This is a genomic window from Providencia sp. PROV202, assembly GCF_028479565.1.
Lineage (GTDB): Bacteria > Pseudomonadota > Gammaproteobacteria > Enterobacterales > Enterobacteriaceae > Providencia > Providencia zhijiangensis.
Genome location: NZ_JAMPNV010000001.1, coordinates 151458 through 172184 on the forward strand (window position 1 = coordinate 151458; position 20727 = coordinate 172184).

Below are 20727 nucleotides of genomic sequence, written 5' to 3' on the forward strand. Positions count from 1 at the left end.
GCGATATTCCTAATCAGCCCCCAGCAAATATGCTTTGCTGGGGGCTGAGCCTTAGAAGTGACTGGTCACACTTAAACGAAGGGATCTTCCCGGCGCAGGCATCATGCTACGCGTCAATGGGTCAATGTAATATTCGTTTAATACGTTAGAAGCTAACAACTCCACTAACAGGTTCTTATTCACTTGGTAGGTAACATAAGCATCCGTGACAAATACCGCATTCCAACTCATCGGGGTATTGTTCAAAGGTGAATAAGAAGGACCGAACTTGCTCGCCATCTGTGCTTCATCTTTGTTTTCTGTCTTGGCGTGATACCGAACACGCCCGCCGACTTCCAAACTTTCATTAAAGAATCGCATACCGAGATTAGTATGGATACTGTATTTAGGCTGTAATTGGGTTCGGAGATAACCGTTTGGGAAGCCGCCTTCCGTACAGATTGACCCTTTGTATTTGTTCAACGGGTCTAAACGAGCCATCGAAGCATCATCACAGACTTCATTTTTCAGCCGGAAATCTACCCCTATATCGCCAAAGAAACGCCCATTATCATAGCGAGCTAACACTTCTAATCCAGCAGTTCGGTGCTGGTCCATTTGTGCAAAAACCAAATTACCATCACGGTCAAACGCGTTGTCGATAATATTATGGTAATAGTTGATTCTAAAATCAGCGGCATTTTCTGCTTTTACCCAACTTTGCAAGTTACGTACATAACCGATTTCAAAAGTATGGCTGCGCTCTGGTTTAAATGGACGTGTTCTTATGGAACCCTCACCAGCCCCTGAAAACCCAATCGTATCTTCAAAAATACTCGGCATTCTGACAGTTTCAGCGTAGCGCGCAAACACGCGGTCATTATCAGAGAGGTAGACAGATCCCCCTATTGATGGGCTCCATGCAGAATTAATGCGCTTACCCGGTTTTTTATACTTTTCGTTCTCACTGACTGATATATAGTCCCATTCTTTATTTGGAGCGCGATAGGCTATGATTGCTTTGACTTTTTTCTGGCTAATCGGGTCAATCACTTCTTCTGAGAGATCAATTTCTCCGTTATAGAATGGGTTATTCTCCGTAGTGAGCTTGCCACCTTCATCCACTCGCCATTTGATATAGTCGAATCCGGTAATACGAAACCCCTCATACTCTTCATGGATTGTAGAATAGTGCTCGGCTTTTTTTAGGGAATACTTAGGGAGTGATAACGCTTCGGCGACAAACCACTCAATTTTAGAAACACCAATGGTACTATCCGGCCAGAGGCCTATCTTATCGTAGCCATCAAAAGTACGCCCTTTGTTATCCACATACTCTCTCACTTTACGCGCTTCCTGTTCCGTTAACGGTCGAGAGTATTCAAAATTCATGGCTTTCTCAATTTGATGCACAGCAAAGCGCTCATCTTTGACTTTTAATCGACGTTCCCTTAATAAATCTCGCGACCAATAATTTTGATACTGAATACCTGCATTGACATTTAGCCAGTCCGTTGGTCGCCAATCCAATCTAATGGCTCCACTGTACTCTTGACGCTTTCCTTCGCGTGGAATCGCTCGAAATACGTTATATTTAGGCACTTCAGCATTAGGGTCATAAATATCATCATGACTGTGAATTTTCTCATTCGTAAAATTACCAATGAAAGTCACATCAAAGCTAGGCATTAATTGGACCTTATTAGATAAAGAAATACCTTGCCTATCATTGAGTTGACTCAGTTTTATACCATCTACTAGTTTTCCATTAACATATGGATTTCTGTAAGTCATATCGGTAGACCAGTCATACTCCATTGCTTGCCTAGGTAAAGCGCCTGCTGTATTGGAATTTAAGTCCATTTTTGTTAGCCAATAACTTAACTGAAAATCAAAAAACGGCTGGTCACTAGGTTTAAATCCATAGTTAACATAAAAAGAACCTAAACTAAGATTTGCTAAAGGCCATTGGGGAATTTCTCCTGCCAAATCATGAAAACGAATTTGTGAGGGCATAATTTCCCCATAATGGCTTTTTGTATGCACATAGCCGAGGGAGACACTCTGTGATTCAGAGAGTTGCATATTCATTTTTTGAAGAAAAGTTTCGATATTACTGGAGGTATTCCCCACTTCTTTGGTCGGTAAGTAGACATTGGCAACAAAGGGGACATTAGGATCTAATGTTTTATTTGAATATCTATTATCTCGAGTGACAATAGGCTCGCGGAAATAGTTTGCACCATGACGCCCTGCAAAATAGTTACCTTGGTTTCGGTGACTATAGGCAAATAGCAAGTTAAATTTATCTTGTCGTAATCCAAGCGCTACTCGCATCGCGCTGTCTTTTAAATTAAAGAAATTAGAACTTCCTGGTTGATCTGGCTCTACAGATGTCTCAGGATCACGGAACATCACTAATGATAAACTGTCATTATAATGATTAACTAAACTCTCCATCAGTTCTGGGTCATCGCGGTAATCGCTTCCAAGATGCAATTGCTTCATTCGTGGTTTTGTCGAATTAGTGCGTGTTTCCAATTTAAGGTCGACAGCAAAACGTTCATCTGATGGGACTACATCATCAATGCTAAGGGTTTTTACTGCTACTCCACCACCAATAGAGGTACGAATATCACGATCTAGCATCGGGCTTTTTATTACGGTAATACTGCTGATCATATTGGGGTCAACATAGTTTCGGTTATTAGCCCCATTGTAGCCACGCCACACTGTGATGGCTTGCTCCGTGCCATCCACCGTAACAGGGACGCGTCCTTGACCTTGAATGCCTCGCACATTTGGGTCTAACGCCCCACTATTACGTGCATCTCCGCTATAAACACCGACACCGTGGTTCAATATATCGGCGGGGTTAGTGCCTTTATAACGCTCGGCTGCTTCTTTGCTGATATAGATATTTGATTCATCTTTATCATATTGGTCATCCGCACCCTTTTGATCCCGCATTTTAATCGTATCAGTCTGGTCTTTTACCTGTATATTGCCCACCTGTTCCCTTGAGCTGGCATAAGACGAAAGTGAAATGACACCCATTGTTAACCCTGTGGCAATTTGCATTGCCACCACCGCTGTTACTTTCATATTAAATCTCAATACGAACTAAAACGTTTTACTTAAATTTAAACCCACTTCGCTTTTATTATAGGAATAGCTTATTTTTGCACTGCTATCATTAAATTTATAATTAACATACAGTGTTGGTGTTAATGATAAAAATGTGTGACCTAATAGCGTTATTTGGCTATTTAGCTCCCAAGATTCATCGCTACGTTTTGTATTAAGCGCACTGTCGAAATCAAAAAAATCATGGTTACTGCTTGTTAGTTTATTGATTAACTTATTCGTACCAAATATATTAATTGACCCTACTGTTAGTCCTGATACTTGATAACTGTCACTTTTATATTGCTCAATGTTTTTACCACCATATAAATTTGAAAATAAGCTCCATTGTGGATTAACCGAATAAATTGCCGTTATACTGTAATTAATATCATAACCTGATCGTGATGTTCGTTTGCCAAAGAAAGTCTGATTTTTATACGTTAGATTGGATAGCAAATAAAGCTTATTACTGGGAGAATATGCCCCCGTAATACTCGCGCCGACACTGTAATGGTCAAACAAATGCCCACGCCAATTAATATCTACAATAGGTGAAAACGTGACCTTCTTATTCCCATAAAGATACTGATAGCTTACTGATGAATAACTTGAAAAACGCCTTTTTACTGAGCGATGTGGGTATTCCCATACATGTCCACCTATACCAGCTAACAGCGAGTGCCCTCGATATTGCCAAAGGATTTTATTGGCATTTCCTGAAAATCCGTACACCAAACCGGATTTGATTTCGCTACCTTGCATGCACCACACTATGCCACATTGCTGTTCCTTGTTACCGTGAGCCTCAGTATAGTTTGTGTCATACTTTAAATCCGCATTGAAATTTCCCTGCCAATGAGCTCGATTTTCTAATGCTATAATTTCATTATCTATCTGTTTTATTCGCTCTTCAGGTAAACCTACTCGATATTTGTTTTTTATTTTCTTGTATAACGTTAATGCTTCACGATGATAACTGTTTTTTATATACACATGCGCTAATTTCATTTCAGCAAACACTGAATTAGGGTTTCCATTAACTATTTTTAAATAAAATTTTAGTGCTAATAGGTAATCGCCATTAAAATAAGCTCTCTCCGCTGAAATATAATCCACCATACCTTTATCGTGATTTTCATCACTTAGATAATCAGGTAATAACTCATCGATTTTGTGGAATTGCTGCCGATTGACTAAATCATAAAGAATAAAACCAAGGTCGTCGACATTTTTATTTATTTTAAGTGGAATTATAATTGACGAGTTACTTCTTGTATTATTTATTTCAGTTAAAAATCCTATTACTTGTTCATATTGTTGTTGCCCATAATTTTGTTCAGAAAATGAATTTACAGAAAACAATAATAGAGTTAATACTTCAATCTTGTTAATTATTTTTTTCATCTCTATTTCCTTTTCTTTTCCCATAAAAATACAGGTAGGCAAAATAATTTTTGCCTACCTGATAACAATGATATTGCTAAAAAAGAGTGCTAAATAAAGAGATTACTCTTCGGTTTGGCTGCCACCAAAGGCGGTATCATGTTTGTGATTATCATTAAATACCAACACACCACCAACATGTTCCGCATTCTCACCAAAGAAGCGCCCATAACTCAAACCTGTATTCTGCTGAGTATTTTCGAAATTTTTAACAATGGCATCTCCAGAAAACGACCCACCATCCATTATTTTCCCTTTAAAATCATACTGATGCGCAGTTCCTTGTAATGAACCAGTATAGTCTTTATCCCCAAAGTTCGCCTCAAAACTACCTGGAAGCTTTTTCTCACCATCATATTGGTTAATTCCTGCAATGGTGTAAGTGGCTTTACCTTCGGTAGGGACTACCGTTGTGGCGTCTTTACCAGAGAAGAAGGCTGTATGTTTAGCATCGTCTGAATCACCTGTTTGTGACCAATCCCCATAATAAACCTCGGCATCTGCGATTTTAGAGAACTGGAATTTCCCCATATCGACATTACCGTGTGGTGTTCTAGGAACAACATAGACATTGCCCTCTTTTGGGATCATAACCAATCTGGTCAAACCAGAAAATGAAATTCTTTTCCCATCAGCTTTATGACGATAACCAATGCCCGGTGAACCAACTTCACCACCATGCGGGTTTATAACTGATTGCGTTACTCCTACAGTTACATCCGATCTTTCTGTCTCATACGTTTGGCTCTGTGCAGATTCAGTTACCGCACTTGCACAAGTTGAAACACCCACCAACATAGCAATTAATGTAACTTTAGTACTTTTATTCATATTCAATTTCCTTATTTTGAAAATAACAAATTAAAAGGAGATGATGCTTTTTGCTCTGTACTCTTGGACGTATTTGCGGGCCCACAAACTGGAAATGATTTTATGAGAATGAGTTTTATTTACAAATAGAGGAATTATAATTCAATTAAGAATCATTGTGTTGGAATGATATTTTTTCTTTTTATTTTTCAATGAACTATAAAACAATCCTCCCCCTACAAATGTTAATCATCGCTGTAATGGGTTATTTTAAGTTCTATTTTTATTTATATTGGCTATTTTTTAAGAGTGATTACAGAATTGAAATGCATTAAATAGTGTCATTAAGATTAATGAGCGGTGTTATTTTTAGATTGGTGCTAAATAATAATCTTCATTATTTGAAGAAGAATAAATATTGAGTATTGACTGGATGAGAATAAAACTTATTGAAATGAGTGACAAAATGCCCAAGAAAAAAGGTACTTTTAAAATGACATAAAGGCGCAAATTTATCGCTATTTTGCGCCTTTATTATGATTACGCTTGGCTAAGTAATTGGGTTAATGGCGCTTCCAGTAACCGGCCTCGCCAACCAGCAAGCAGTTCAGGCTGACAGGATTTCTCTTTTAGCCCCCAATGCACCGCTAATAACTGGTTAATTTGTCTCCGAGAGGCTAATAACTCTGGGTTGAATTTTTCATTCTCGGCGATCTCTTTCACCACCCCTTTGATCTCTTTAAAAATGCTTTTGTATTGGCTCTGCTCAGTAATATTAGCAACGGGTGCTGGATACTGGCTGGCGTCCAGTTTCTTCGCTTCTTCGACAATACTTAACAAGCGGCGACCATGGCAGCGAATTTCTTGTCCAGATAAACCCAGGGCATCCAATTCACCTAAAGAGCTCGGTAAATAACGCGCGACTTTCCACAAATTTTCTTCTTTAATCACGAAATTGATCGCCATATCCCGCGCTTTTGCTTGATCCAAACGCCATGCCGCCAGCAGCTGTAAGCAAGCAAGTTGTTCATCGCGTAATTGCCACGCATTCGTAATATTTAAGTAGGCTTTTTCAGGCTTGACTGTTTTTTGGCGACGAGCAACCACACGCTGGCACTCATCTTGGGCATCAGCTAAATAGCCTGCTTCCGTCACTTTTTCCATCAAGATTTTAGCCAGTGGCAGTAAATAAAGCACATCCGCCATCGCATAATCACACTGCTTCGAACTTAATGGGCGGGCAAGCCAGTCTGTTCGAGATTCGCTTTTATCTAACTCGACACCCAGATGTTCCGCCACCAGCGTAGCAAAGCCACAGGAAATGGGATAACCCAAAAATGCCGCGACGATTTGGGTATCTATCATCGGTTCTGGCACACAACCAAAATCATGCATAAACACTTCTAAGTCTTCGCTGCCTGCATGTAAGAATTTCAATTGGTTTGGATTGATTAACAGCGCCTTAAATGGGCTAAAATCCGTCATTAATAGCGGATCAATCAGTGAAACCTGTTTTCCATCATACAACTGCAATAAACCCAGCTGTGGGTAATAGGTTCGGGTGCGAACAAACTCAGTATCTAATGCTAACCATGGCGCATCACTGGCCTCTTGGCAGACTTGGGCTAATTCGCTATCTGTGGTGACTAAACGGTAATTCAAAACAAGTTTCTCTTTATTATAATTTGGTTAAGTGTATCTGACTGACACAGTAACGCCGGTAAAAACCGGCGTTACACACATTGCTTTTGTTAATTCATCGCCTAATTAGCTATTCATCGCTTACTCGCTATGACGGTGATTTTTCTCGTGCTTGCTGCTCTTCGGCTCGTAGTTCTTTTCGTAGAATTTTTCCTACGTTAGATTTCGGCAGCTCATCACGAAACTCAAAAATTTTCGGGACTTTATAAGCCGTTAGTGAACGACGGCAAAATGTTTTTAGATCTGCAGCGGTCAGAGCTGAATTTTTGGTGACCACAAAAACCTTCACCGCTTCCCCAGTACTTTCGCTTGGCACCCCAATTGCAGCACATTCGATAACATCAGGATGCATGGAAATAACATCTTCGATTTCATTCGGGTAGACATTAAATCCAGAGACAATAATCATATCTTTTTTGCGGTCAACAATACGAATATAGCCTTCGTCATCTATTTCGGCGATATCACCAGTGGCTAACCAACCATCAACGATAGCTTCACTGGTCGCATCAGGGCGATTCCAATACCCTTTCATCACCTGCGGGCCTTTTACCCACATTTCCCCGGCAGTACCGCGAGGAACTTCATTCCCATCATCATCTAAAAACTTCACATCCGTTGATGGAACAGGTAACCCGATACTACCACTATAAGCTGTTAAATTATATGGGTTACCAGAAACTAATGGGGAACATTCCGTTAAGCCATAACCTTCAAGTAAATGCCGTCCTGTCAGCTCTTGCCACTTCTGAGCAACCGCTTTATGGACCGGCATTCCGCCTCCAACTGACAATCTTAAACGAGAAAAATCAAGCTTTTGGAAGTCTGGGTTTTGCAACCATGCATTAAAGAGCGTGTTAACACCCGTGATTGCTGTAAATGGATAACGGGATAATTGTTTCACCGTATCTGGCACATCTCGCGGGTTAGTGATAAGCAAATTCACCCCCCCCACACTGATAAACAATAAACAGTTTACGGTAAGCGCAAAGACGTGATAAAGCGGCAGTGCCGTTACCACATATTCATGACCGAAATGTAATACAGGGCCATAAGCGGCTTTGGCTTGGGCTATATTCGCTAACATATTGCGATGTGTTAACATTGCACCTTTAGCTACCCCTGTCGTGCCACCGGTATATTGTAAGAATGCTAAATCTTCGCCAATAATATTCGGCTTGATATATTGCATTCGATAACCTTGATGCATGGCGCGACGGAATGAAATGGCATCCGGCAAATTGTATTTTGGAACTAACCGTTTTACATATTTCACCACAAAATCCACAATTGTGGCTTTCGGACGCGGTAGCTGATCCCCTAAGCGGGTTAAAATAACGTGTTTAACTTTGGTATTAAAAACGATTTTCTCTAACGTATGCGCAAAGTTAGAAACGATAACGATCGCTGTCGCCCCGCTATCATTTAACTGATGCTCTAACTCTCGTGGAGTATACAGCGGGTTAACATTAACCACCACCATACCTGCACGTAAAATCCCAAACAGCGCAATGGGATACTGCAGCAAGTTTGGCATCATTAAAGCAACTCGGTCGCCCTTTTTAAGACCCAATCCATTTTGTAGGTATGCGGCAAATGCGCGGCTTCTCTCTTCAAGTTTACGATAGGTCATTACGGCGCCCATATTAATGAACGCCGGCTGATCCGCATATTGAGAAACGGCATTTTCAAGTAACTCTGCTAATGACGCGAAGTCATCAGGACTTATTTCTTCAGGTACATCAGCAGGATAGTTTTTTAGCCAGATTTTTTCCAAAATGTTACTCCTGAATTTAGTGAGTTATTATTTTACACAACCCTTTAACAAATTATTAACTCATTGTACCAGTTTGAAAATTAGACAATGTTAAGGTTGAGAGCTATATCACTAAATAAATTTCATTCCTTCGAGATAAAAATAAGGCGGTCAATGCCGCCCTATTCAACTTATGATTAATTCACCAGAACTTTAGTCTGCTTATAACTCGTAATTATACACCGTTGTCAGGAATTTTTGGAGAATTAAGCAGTTAATAGTCCACTCCCGCTCAGTTTCTTTATAAAAAAAATCCTAGCTTAACTAGGATTTTTAGCAGAATAATACTATTGCTTAATCTTCCGTTAAATACGTCTGCACTTGGGCAGGCCCCACAGGGTATCCATAGCCCCATCCCCAAGGATGATTATAGTAATATGGGGAACCATAATACCCGTAACCCCATGGACCTGCCGGCGGTGGCATCATTACACTTTGTGCAATACTCCAACGCTGGAAGCCAGTGACATTCATTGTCACATACTGATAAGGTACCTCTCCGATTTTCCCTGCTTGTTCTCCAGTTATGTTACCCACAACAGTGACATAGCGGTTTTTAAAATCGTTTGGCTCAACAAACCCATTGATATACGCGTAAATACGACCAAGCGACGGAGAGTTTAATTCAGGTGCAGCGTCATATTTATTTAATGTCATGACGGCTAGCTCAATCCGCGTTCTTTTCGGCTCATTAAAGACAGACAGTACTTTACCACCGAAACGTGCTTCTTGACCGATATACATCTCCGGTGCATTTTGTACCGACTTAAGATTATCTGCAGGATTAGGTACCGACCCCTTAATAGACTGAGGGATTGATACACAACCTGCTAGCGCTAATATGCCCGCAAGTAATAGCGTTTTCATTGCTGAGCGGTAGCTAAATTGAATTTTCATTTACCACCTCCAATTAGCCGTCATTATAAAGTGAGAGAGTTCGTATTAAAACTGCTGGTATTCCTTATCACATTATATGTGCAATCCAATTTTTATTAACGCTTATTTATTCAATAATAGCTCAATTAAACACCGATTCTATATCTTAGATTAAAAAAATAGCTATCGGTTTTACCCTGATAGCTATTTTTTTCATTTTATTTCATTCGACAAAAATCATGCTGCTTCTATTTATTCGCGACCCGGTAATTTTTTCCAAGTCACTTCATTACGCAAGTAAGTCGGTTCGACATTCTCGACCGCAGTCACTTTTCCTGCCTGCCACAGCTGCTCTGCAATTGGCAGCATATCTTGCGCTGCGGGTAATGTGATTAGGCTGTCGGTCAACAATGGGCCTTCTAATAATTCAGGATAAGCCGCCCAGCCCGTTCCTGCATGACTCCATTGCCCTTCTAATTCCGTAAATTTTAATTTGAAATCAGCGGGTAGCATCACAGCTTCCGTTTCTTCACCTAACCAGAAACCGCGTTCATCGCGTTGATATTGCGCACAATAGATTTCAGACATTCGCGCATCAATCGCCACCAGCACACGGGAACTATTCGTTGTGCGGTATACCCCTTGTGCCAGCGCCATCAAAGAGGAAACACCGATCATGGGTAAATCGGCACCCAGCGCTAGTCCTTGAGCAATGCCCACTCCAATTCGAACCCCAGTAAAGCTACCCGGGCCACGCCCAAATGCTAGTGCATCTAATTGATTTAGTTTAATGCCAGCTTGCGCCAGTACTTCTTCTACCATCGGCAATACTTTTTGAGTATGTTCGCGAGGAGAGATAGCAAAACGCGAAATAATTTCACCGTCGCACAGTAATGCGACAGAACAAGCTTCAGTGGCTGTATCAACAGCTAGAATACGACTCGACATGCCTAAACTCCGGCAAATATTAGGTTTTTTGTTGTCGCCTTATGACGGCAACCTGAAAGATGGGCAGTATCTTAGCATAAACCGCCCACGGGATTGCATAAAATTAGTGTTTCTCAGTCGCTTCCGCGCGCTTTGTTGCCAAAAATTCAATCGCTTTATTCAGATCTCGCGTACGTGGCGAAGGGGGTAAGCTTCGCAAAAACACCTCTCCGTAAGGGCGTGTCACGAGCCGATTGTCACAAATCACAATAACACCGTAATCTTTTGTGTCGCGGATCAACCGCCCAACCCCTTGCTTTAATGTGATGACGGCATCGGGTAATTGAACGTCGGCAAATGGGTCTCCGCCTCGGAGTTCACAATCTTCAATCCTAGCACGTAATAGCGGGTCATCCGGTGCAGTAAACGGGAGTTTATCGATGATCACGCAGGTCAATTCATCCCCTCGGACATCCACCCCTTCCCAAAAACTACTCGTCGCCACTAAAACCGCATTCCCCGCGGCAATAAATTGAGCTAACAGTTTATTTTTGCTGCTTTCGCCTTGCATAAGGACAGGCAGCGTAAGCGATGCTTTAAATTCTTCTGCAAGTTCTCGCATCATCAAATGTGAAGTACATAAGAAGAAACAACGACCTTGGTTTTTTTCGATCAGTGGACGCAGCATATTCGCCAATTTCTGTGCACTTCCCCGTTGATTAGGTTCAGGTAAAAATCGCGGGACACACAGTAAGGTTTGGCTTTCATAATCAAAGGGGCTAGCAAGCAACAATGTTTTCGCGTCACTAAGACCGAGTCTGTCTGTAAAATGGCTTAACTTTTCGTTCACGGAAAGCGTCGCCGAGGTGAACACCCAACTAGCCGGCGTACTCGCGATCATTTCACTGAATTTATCAGCGACAGTGAGTGGTGTTAAGGCTAATAAAAAGTGACGTCCGTAGCTCTCAAACCAGTAACTATAACCCGGAATGGTGACATCCTTTAAGCGGTTAAGACGGTTGCGATAAATCGTCACGCGCTCGAAAATAGAATCCAAACTTTGGGAGCGTCCTAATGACGTTTTGATAACTTCATAACAGAGCTCAAGCGCATCATCGAGTAGCGTTAACGCCCGCTGAACTTCCGACAATTTCAGTAATTCCCGTAAATTACCTCGGAAGCTGTTTTCCCCTAAATTAAGGCGAAAATCCAGTGTGCTTTGCGTCAGTCGATCAGCACTTTTTTGCAATTGGGCTTGGTCTTTTAGCTCTGTACGATACGTCATGATCATATCGCGAGCTAAATCTAACAATTGCCGGCTACTGAGTTGCTGACCAAAATATTGGCTTGCAATATCAGGGATTTGATGGGCTTCATCGAAGATCATCACATCTGCTTGGGGGATCAACTCCCCAAAACCGGTATCTTTCACCACTCTGTCTGCCATAAAAAGATGGTGGTTAACGACCACAACATCGGCATCAAGAGCTTTACGACGTGCTTTGAGTACAAAACACTCTTGGTAGCGGGGGCAATCGCTGCCTAAGCAGTTATCGTTGGTGCTAGTGACTAAAGGCCAAACGGGGCTATCTTCAGCAATATCATGGCAGGTACTGGTATCCCCTAGTTCTGATTCAATGGACCAACTGCGTAATCTCACAACCGCAGCGAGGATCTCCGGTTCGAGGCTACCTCCACCTAGGGATTGCTGGTCTAACCGTTCAAGACACAGATAATTTGAGCGTCCTTTTAATAGCGCCGTTTTACCTGTGTAGCTCATCGCATCGATAATTGTAGGGAGGTCGCGGTGATAGAGTTGGTCTTGTAGTGCTTTCGACCCCGTAGAGACAATCACTTTTTTGCCGCTACGTAATGCAGGGACGAGGTACGCATAGGTTTTTCCTGTTCCTGTCCCCGCTTCAGCCACCAGCACATGCTGCTGCTCAATAGATTGAGTAACCGCGTCAGACATGGTGACCTGCGCAGCTCGAGGTTGGAAACCGGGAATTGTTTTTGCTAGAAAGCCATCTGCTGAAAAGTCGTTAGACACTACGAACCTATATTGCTTACCGTTGATGGACACACTTTACCATGAGTTCAAGATGGCTGCTGAGCTAATTATCGTTTCATCAATGAACTGATTTTCATCATAGTAGCAAACTGATATCCTTGTTCAGCATTGATAATAAGGAACAATTATGACTATTGAACGCATTGACCCAGATACCCGTTGGTCTGAAGCTGTTATCCACAACAACGTGGTCTACTACACTAGCGTCCCAGAAAAACTGGATGGCGACATTATTATTCAAACCGCAGATACCTTAGCCGCTATTGATGTCATGTTAAGCCGTGTGGGTTCCGATAAAAGCAAAATTTTAGATGCGACTATCTTCCTTGCAGATAAAGCAGATTTTGCTGGCATGAACCAAGCGTGGGATGCATGGGTTGTTGCGGGCAGTGCACCTGTTCGTTGCACTGTTCAAGCGGCACTGATGAAGCCAGAATATAAAGTTGAGATCAAAATCGTTGCGGCGATTGATTAGTCTTAATTGATACTTGAAAAAGAATCATCAGCCAAATGGCGCTCACCTTAAGTGAGCGCCATTATTTTTTTAACGGGATAACTTGACCTTTCATTTTCTCACTTCACTTATTTTTTCAGTTTCATTGCGTATCGCCATATGACGGCAGTAACGAGCTTTGGCCTTTATTTTACCTATCCATTTGATTTATTATTAAAAGTAAAAATGTATTATTTAGAGTCTTTACTGTTTCTCATATTCTTTTTTCATCTCAAATGAAATGTGTATTTCTCTACACAGTAGGAAGTAATAAATCTTTACATGAAAATAGGAATGAATATTATTATCACCATCATGTGAAGTAGGAATTCTAAAATGTCTTTCAAGATCAATTCAAGCTTAGTTTTTATTATTACCATTTTGCTGGGGGCTATTCCTCTTTCTGCTATATGGTTACACATGATACCCAACATAGTAATAATAAACATTAGTAATTGGATAGGTGAGATACCTGTAATTTACTCAGATTATTATCGAAATGAAAGCTATCTATCCGCTTTATACTGCAAAATGGCACCTTTTTTTTCCATTCCATACTATTTGATTGTATGGAATTCTATAGAAATAAAAAAAGAACATTTTAAATTATATAATAAAGGGATAGTTACAACCATATTTGGTTATTTTAGTATAATTTCAATCACTTTTATTATTACATATATTAATTACTTCTTAAACTATAACATGTCAAATGGAAATGTAAATTTACGCTCAATTTCTGCTTTTGAATTTACTTCATTCCTTTATTATTACGCTATCTTTATATCAGTCTTCACCATTACTTGCGCTACAGTAAATGCATTTCTATTTCTACCTATTAAATATAAAAAATTAAATACAGAATAATTCATAATTATGAATTTAAAAATACCTTTATGGAATAATTTCTTTATTTATTGCAGCAGCAAAATCAGCATCAATATAAGATGTAATCACAGCGGTTAATATGATGGCAGATACAGATAAAAGTGTTACTGAAATAGTAACCGGTAATAATAAGCTTAGGCTTGCTGATGTAAATGCTAATACAATAGGTGATGCAACTCCTGCTAATGCCATAGCTTCAATTTCCAAAACTAGAGGTCTCCAGTTTCCCGTTTCAAACCCCTCTTCAACCTTAGTTTTTATTTTTTCAAATTTCAAAAATTTATCCGCAAGCTTAAAAGAGCCACCTAGTTTATATAAATTCTCCGATAACTTCTTTCCATCTATAAATTTTATAGCCTGAGAAATGGCGGGAAGGTCTTTCTTATGAACTTTAAGGTATGGGTGATTTATTGTTCTCTCTAAAATTTTTAGCGCATCACTTGAATTTTTTATTTTTTTACCTTTAAAATTATTTAATTCATTAATTATTTTATCAGATGCAACCTTATATTTATCTCCAATAATTTTAGATGTTTTATCACCAATATCTGAAATTATTTCTGATGCTGTCTTAATAGCTTCATTTATTTGTAATTTTATTATTTCCTCTTTGGCTTTACCTTGAATTTTTTTCAATTCCTCATCAGCTTGCCTTTTGGCTATTGCTTCATCAATAATAGTATCTAATGCTAAATAGCTTTCTAAATCCTTAGGCATCATTTTGTAAAAACTTTTAGAAGCTCTATTGAAATCATTTTTTCTCAAAGCATCTATCATTTCAGGGTAGTTTTTAATATTTCTAGCACCATCTAAAGTATTTAAATATGTTAATACCGCAGATGTTTTAGAATTAATCTTACTGAATATTGAACTCTTAATGTGTTTATCAATATATATTTCCTTTCCATTTACCACCTTCCTATTCAACATATCAAATAAATTCATATACTTTGAAAACATTTCCTGCCTAATCTTTAGCGTTGTAACAATGCCATTTTTTTTAAGAACACCCGCGAGTTGATTTTCAACTTTATTACGATACTCATCAAAAACCTTTGTAAATGGAACTCCTATCGTTTGGCTTTTAACCATTATTTTTTTAAGCTCTTTATCATTAGGCTTTTTTAGTAAATCATCGCACAATCTTTTAAAATAGACACAATTTACCTCACCACACACAGGACAAATCATATCTTTCTTCATGCAGTATATATTCACCGCATCACTTAATGAAATATTTCCATATTCTGTAGAAGCCGTTCCATCATAAATCAATCTATCGTGAAAATTACTATGTGGGGTTACTATCATTACATCATTCATGATATTTCCTTTCTATGAGCATAAAAAATAAATATATTTATTAAATAAAATCAAAATCAATCGCATGCAATATATAAAATATAATAGTCTTCATTATAAAAATGTAAATATTATCTTCATTGCTGATTTTTAAAAATAAACATACCTTTTCAGTCATTCCATCTAAAATATGATAGATATAAATAAATTTTCTACTCTGAAGGGGGTAATGCTTTTTTTCATAAAAATGAATTAATAAAATAAAGAGAATCTAATTTTTCACAAAAACTAGTGAATACTGTAGTAAATCCATTTTTGAAAATGATGTCTTGATTGAATTGTAAAATAGCCACTACAACTAGTGTCTTTACAATTAACGGATATATCAAAGAGTTGACTAGACTGAGCTATTGAGATGCTATAATCCTCACTTAAACGCGTTTGGTAACCTTTAATTGTTGCGTTACCTTGCCCACAGGCCGCCGAATAGCTGCTATTGGGAAAATAAATAGAGATAAAATTATTTTCATTAACGTATGAATAAATAATCATATATTATTCTATGGACATTAGATCAATATTTTAAAATTTTCATTTCACTAAAATTATTAACTTTAGATGTAATTATATATTAAAAAGCTATTAATACTATATTGTAGAATAAGCACTAATAGCTTTAAGAATTGTATTATCCGTTACGACATTTTAATCAATACCATACCGATAAGTAGGAATACTAGCCCACCCCAGCCTTTATAGTTCAAGCGCTGATTAAACAGGATCCAGCCGGCAGCAACTGTGGCGATTAAACCGAATGCTCCCCATAAGGCATAAGCGACTGACAGTTCGATTCCCTTCACTGCCTGCGCCAGTGCACTAAATGCCCCTAATACGGCAATGAGAGACAAAATTCCTAACCAATAACGTCTAAAACCATCCGACATTTTTAAAAATACGTTGGCAAGAATTTCCAGTACCACTGCGAGGATCAAAAATGCCGCATGCCACCATTCAAATTGACTGGCCATATTACACCTCCGATTTAGCGGTCTTTGTCACTAAAGCTCGGGCTTTGGCGGAATCAACCGCATTTTTAGCAGCTTGTTTTACCTTCTGAGCTGACTGGCTAACAGTCGCTTTTTTGGTGCCTGATTTGATCAATGCAATACCCGTGATCAGGAAAACTAATCCACCGACTTTCATCGGTGACAGTGATTCTCCAAACCACAGCACACTGAAGGTAGTGATCAACAGAACGCCAACCCCTTCCCACATCGCATAAGCGACACCCAGTGCCACTTTTTTTACCGCAACCGCCAGTAAAATATAGGAAGTCGCAATCATCACATACATCACTGCCATGCCAGTGAAATCACCGCTTACACTGGCATGTTTCATTGATAACGTACCAATGACCTCAGTCACGATAGCTAATGCTAAAAATATCCAATAAATCATTATAGTATCCCTCTAGATACAGCTTCGCCATAGCCTGTTTTTTGAACAAGATAGAAAGGCAATGAGCTTGATGCTTAAGCTTTAAGCTGTTTAAAATTCAAATAAAAACAAAAGAATGCTGATTTTATTCAGCGGATTGAATAATCTAGAAGGACGCTATAATGCGCCACACCAGTGATGCTCACTGGAAAGAATAGCGGAAAGGAAAAGCTTGTGTGTTGATCTTCTTTGGGACTTACTGATCTTTATGCTAGTCACGCTAAGCATGATATCTCATTCATTTCATCGGATGGACATCCATCCAAGTTACTCCGAACCCTCATATAATTGTTAGTTTCAAGCTATTTCTATCATGCCAAAATTATTAAGTCAATGAATACAAACACTTTTTGAATTCCTCATATTTATGCATAAATATTCATTAATATACTAAGCAATACAGTGGCAGCGTCTATTTTGCGAATAATTCCGTTATTTTTCTCGCATTTATTTTTAGAGGATCTAAGCAAAAAAATTTTTTATCACCCTTTTTTATGCTGTAACCATCCCATTCAATATGAATTTTTTCGGTTACCATTGACAATCAACGCCAACACGCTTCTTATCGTGTTATCCGTTAGAAAATAGCAATAATGAACACCAATAAGAGAGAGTCATGGATACCTTTACGCTAACGTCAAATAGCTTTCAAAACGCCGCCGATGCCACCCCACTTCCTTATGATGTCGTCTCCATTCAATCACAAGTTGTGTATGGCAGTGTCGGTAATAGCATCGCTGTGCCTGCATTGACCAAACAGGGATTACGCGTTGCTGCGGTTCCCACCGTTATTCTAAGCAACACACCCCACTATGCTACTTGTTATGGTGGAGAATTACCCGGTGAATGGTTTCGCGGTTATTTACAAGGCTTCGTTGAACGCGGCAGCTTAAACAGCGTTAAAGCCATTTTAACGGGTTATTTAGGTTCACCAGATAAAGCTCACGACCTTGCAAATTGGCTCGCCTCTGTGCGTGAGCAACACCCTAAAATGCCCGTCATTGTCGACCCTGTCATGGGAGATGAAGATAGTGGCTTTTATATTCCTCCAGCGATTGCCGATGTTTATCGTCATGAAGTCATCCCACTCGCGACGGGAATTATCCCGAACAAATTTGAGCTTTCCACACTCAGTGGGCAAGAGATCAATAATCTAGACGATGCCACCCGTGCGGCTCGCTCGTTGCTTAAAGGTCACACTCAGTGGGTCATTATTACAAGCGCTTTCCAACCTGATGATGAAAGTATTGAAGTGGTTTGCGTAACTAAACAGGATGTCGCCGTTATTCGCCATAAACGTTACCCTGTCACTCCAAAAGGCACTGGTGACCTATTCGGCGCTGAGCTTACGGCTCAATTATTAGCCGGTTTATCGGTTCCTGATGCGGCTAAAATGGCGTGTTTACGTATCGAGCAAGGCATCATTCATATGGCTGCGACAGGTCGAAGTGAATTAGTACTGTAATCACGTAATTTTAGGGTTATCTGGATAAATAATATCGGGATAACCCTCTTATTATGAAAGATAAATTGAATCACAAACGGCATACTTCTATTCCGATTCATGAGTGACTATAAAGGATTAGAAAATGCTATTGAAGTCTATTACCCATCGCCCCATTCCTAAGAATCAGCAAGCTAAAATTTCTCATTTAAAAACAACTTTAGAATTAGATAAATACTGTATGGTTGACATGAAAAACACAACAAACTCATTTACTTTGAATACTGGTGAGAAGCAGTTAAATCTTCGACGAAGTGAAGTTCAATGGCTAGCGATGATTGCTAACATGGAAGGCAAAATATAAACCATGTAGTGATAAAATAATGGCGGGAATTATTCCGCCATTTCTTCAAGATACTTTATATGAGCAAAATATTACTCAAACTCATTCCACGAACGACCATCACGAGCAATCATTGCTACTGAAGCAATTGGCCCCCAAGTTCCCGCTTGGTACGGCTTAGGCGCGTCGTTATCCATTGCCCACGCTTCCATAATGGAATCGACCCACTTCCATGCTTCTTCCACTTCATCACGGCGAACGAACAATGCTTGAATACCGCGCATGGCTTCTAATAATAAACGCTCGTAAGCATCCGCAAGATGCGTTTGGTTGAAGGTTTCAGAGAAGCTCAAGTCCAGTTTAGTGGTCTGTAAACGGTGTTTATGATCCAAGCCTGGCGCCTTGTTCATAATTTCAATATCGATCCCTTCATCTGGCTGTAGACGAATGGTCAATTTGTTTTGTGGTAAATCTTGGTAGCTTTCAGAGAAAATATTCAGTGCCGGCTTTTTAAAATAGACCACAACTTCTGAACATTTTGCAGGTAAGCGCTTACCCGTACGCAGGTAGAATGGGACGCCTGCCCAGCGCCAGTCATCAATATCCACACGTAAAGCCACAAAGGACTCTGTCTGGCTTTGCTTGTTGGCGCCTTCTTCTTCTAAGTAGCCTGGTACTTTCTTACCTTGCACAAAGCCCGCAGTATATTGACCGCGTACCGCTTTCTCACGTACGTTTGTGTGGTCAATGCGACGTAAAGAACGCAGCACTTTCACTTTTTCATCACGAATACGGTCAGTGGTTAAGTCTGCAGGCGGTGACATGGCAATCATCGTTAAAATCTGCAGCAAATGGTTTTGCACCATATCGCGCATCTGACCAGCTTGGTCAAAGTAACCCCAACGACCTTCGATACCGACTTCTTCCGCAACAGTGATCTGCACATGGTCAATGGTGCGATTATCCCAGTTATTAATAAACAGTGAGTTCGCAAAACGCAGTGCCAGTAAGTTTAAAACCGTTTCTTTACCTAGATAGTGGTCAATTCGGTAAACTTGGCTTTCATCGAAATATTTAGCCACTTCGTTGTTAATCTGCTGAGATGAAGCTAAGTCTGTTCCTAATGGTTTTTCCATTACCACGCGGTTCGGTTGCTTGTTCAGCCCTGCATGACCCAGTCCCTGACACATTTCACCAAATGTACTTGGTGGCATCGCGAAGTAGTGGATGGCAGGTTGTTCGTCTTGTTTGAGCATATCCGCTAAACGAACGAAGTTATCGGTTTCACTGACATCTAAATTACAGAAATCTAAGCGGGCGCTTAAACGCTCCCACAGAGCAGGGTCTAGCTCTTCTTTCAAAAAGTCATTTAAGGCTTTTTGCACAAATTCTACATAATCGTTTCGTTCCCATTGGGCACGACCAACGCCGATAATACGAGTATCTGGATGGATATAACCTGCTTTTTCCAGTTGATACAGTGATGGAAGTAACTTGCGACGCGCTAGGTCACCTTTAGTGCCGAAAATAATCAGGTCACAAGCTTGAGCAGCATTATGTACCGCCATGTTGGTTCTCCTCAATCTGCGGAATTTAGAAACTATCTGATTAGAGCCCAGAGAAAACAAGGGAGTATTTCACTCTAATGAGATAGGTTCTGAGTATCGTTTTTATAAAAATACAATCGGTTGCCTGCTAATGTACCCGTTTGCTCCTGCTCAGTAAATATTGATGACGCTGGTCACAGTTTTTATGCTGAAAAATACAGCATACCCAGACATCAATAAAATTTTTTATCACTGAATGCTTCCAGCTTTGTTGGAAAATCACGGTTTATGTAGCGAGTTTACTCAGTTGAAAATTAGATACGGGTCATATTTTCGTAAAAAAGCCATTAGTTACGCTCAGTGCATAGATAGCTTACAGCCAACACGTAGTATATTTTCAGTCATATCCGGATGTTAATGCCACCATACGCTGATGGCAGAAATATTTCTCCTTTTGCTGA

16 protein-coding genes are annotated in these 20727 nt (G+C 39.9%); 4 read left to right on the top strand and 12 right to left on the bottom strand.

The features are described from left to right. Positions 1 to 51: 51 nt before the first annotated feature. The 8 genes from PR799_RS00690 to PR799_RS00725 all read right to left on the bottom strand — a co-directional run bounded on the left by PR799_RS00690 (position 52) and on the right by PR799_RS00725 (position 12731). Entirely contained in the window at positions 52 to 3084 is a 3033-nt protein-coding gene (locus tag PR799_RS00690; RefSeq protein ID WP_272521018.1) for a TonB-dependent receptor domain-containing protein, read from the bottom strand. A gap of 18 nt (positions 3085 to 3102) precedes the next feature. After that, on the bottom strand, positions 3103 to 4512 hold the full coding sequence (locus PR799_RS00695) for a surface lipoprotein assembly modifier (protein ID WP_272521019.1): 1410 nt from the start codon (positions 4510 to 4512) through the stop codon (positions 3103 to 3105). A gap of 102 nt (positions 4513 to 4614) precedes the next feature. Further along, the gene (locus PR799_RS00700) at positions 4615 to 5382 is read right to left on the bottom strand and encodes a Slam-dependent surface lipoprotein (protein WP_272521020.1); all 768 of its coding nucleotides are present in this window, start codon (positions 5380 to 5382) and stop codon (positions 4615 to 4617) included. A 519-nt stretch (positions 5383 to 5901) separates the two neighbouring features. Beyond that, entirely contained in the window at positions 5902 to 7023 is a 1122-nt protein-coding gene (rnd, locus tag PR799_RS00705; RefSeq protein ID WP_154626763.1) for a ribonuclease D, read from the bottom strand. Positions 7024 to 7150: 127 nt separating this feature from the next. Then, complete coding sequence (gene fadD, locus PR799_RS00710) at positions 7151 to 8839, bottom strand: long-chain-fatty-acid--CoA ligase FadD (protein WP_272521021.1); 1689 nt, start codon at positions 8837 to 8839, stop codon at positions 7151 to 7153. Between the two features lie 333 nt (positions 8840 to 9172). Beyond that, positions 9173 to 9775 carry a Slp family lipoprotein gene (locus PR799_RS00715; RefSeq protein ID WP_154603886.1) on the bottom strand — a complete coding sequence of 201 codons (603 nt, stop codon included), beginning with the start codon at positions 9773 to 9775 and terminating at the stop codon, positions 9173 to 9175. Positions 9776 to 10006: 231 nt separating this feature from the next. Further along, complete coding sequence (gene tsaB / locus PR799_RS00720; protein WP_154626758.1) at positions 10007 to 10702, bottom strand: tRNA (adenosine(37)-N6)-threonylcarbamoyltransferase complex dimerization subunit type 1 TsaB; 696 nt, start codon at positions 10700 to 10702, stop codon at positions 10007 to 10009. 103 nt (positions 10703 to 10805) lie between these two features. Then, a complete protein-coding gene (locus PR799_RS00725; protein WP_272521022.1) occupies positions 10806 to 12731 on the bottom strand; it encodes an ATP-dependent DNA helicase in 1926 nt (641 codons plus the stop codon). Between the two features lie 148 nt (positions 12732 to 12879). On the opposite strand from PR799_RS00725, the gene PR799_RS00730 reads away from it, so the two are divergent. Together PR799_RS00730 and cui are read left to right on the top strand one after the other, a co-directional pair. Beyond that, positions 12880 to 13227, top strand: coding sequence for a RidA family protein (locus PR799_RS00730; protein ID WP_036963562.1), 348 nt, complete (start codon positions 12880 to 12882; stop codon positions 13225 to 13227). A gap of 438 nt (positions 13228 to 13665) precedes the next feature. After that, positions 13666 to 14112, top strand: a complete 447-nt coding sequence (gene cui / locus PR799_RS00735; RefSeq protein ID WP_230088584.1) for a colicin immunity protein Cui — start codon at positions 13666 to 13668, stop codon at positions 14110 to 14112. 27 nt (positions 14113 to 14139) lie between these two features. Here cui and PR799_RS00740 read toward each other — a convergent pair whose 3' ends face one another. From PR799_RS00740 to mdtJ, 3 genes are all read right to left on the bottom strand, one after another. Beyond that, on the bottom strand, positions 14140 to 15456 hold the full coding sequence (locus tag PR799_RS00740; protein WP_272521023.1) for a colicin-like pore-forming protein: 1317 nt from the start codon (positions 15454 to 15456) through the stop codon (positions 14140 to 14142). A 674-nt stretch (positions 15457 to 16130) separates the two neighbouring features. Next, entirely contained in the window at positions 16131 to 16463 is a 333-nt protein-coding gene (gene mdtI / locus PR799_RS00745) for a multidrug/spermidine efflux SMR transporter subunit MdtI (RefSeq protein ID WP_211885489.1), read from the bottom strand. A 1-nt stretch (position 16464) separates the two neighbouring features. Further along, positions 16465 to 16893: a multidrug/spermidine efflux SMR transporter subunit MdtJ gene (mdtJ, locus tag PR799_RS00750; RefSeq protein ID WP_036948234.1), complete on the bottom strand. Its 429-nt coding sequence runs from the start codon at positions 16891 to 16893 to the stop codon at positions 16465 to 16467. A 655-nt stretch (positions 16894 to 17548) separates the two neighbouring features. Between mdtJ and pdxK the strand changes: the two genes are divergently transcribed. Together pdxK and PR799_RS00760 are read left to right on the top strand one after the other, a co-directional pair. Beyond that, the gene (gene pdxK, locus PR799_RS00755; RefSeq protein WP_036979355.1) at positions 17549 to 18397 is read left to right on the top strand and encodes a pyridoxine/pyridoxal/pyridoxamine kinase; all 849 of its coding nucleotides are present in this window, start codon (positions 17549 to 17551) and stop codon (positions 18395 to 18397) included. A 124-nt stretch (positions 18398 to 18521) separates the two neighbouring features. Then, entirely contained in the window at positions 18522 to 18740 is a 219-nt protein-coding gene (locus PR799_RS00760) for a hypothetical protein (protein WP_154626750.1), read from the top strand. A 71-nt stretch (positions 18741 to 18811) separates the two neighbouring features. On the opposite strand, the gene zwf is transcribed toward PR799_RS00760, so the two are convergent. Next, positions 18812 to 20287, bottom strand: coding sequence for a glucose-6-phosphate dehydrogenase (zwf, locus tag PR799_RS00765; RefSeq protein WP_154638197.1), 1476 nt, complete (start codon positions 20285 to 20287; stop codon positions 18812 to 18814). Between the last annotated feature and the right edge of the window lie 440 nt (positions 20288 to 20727).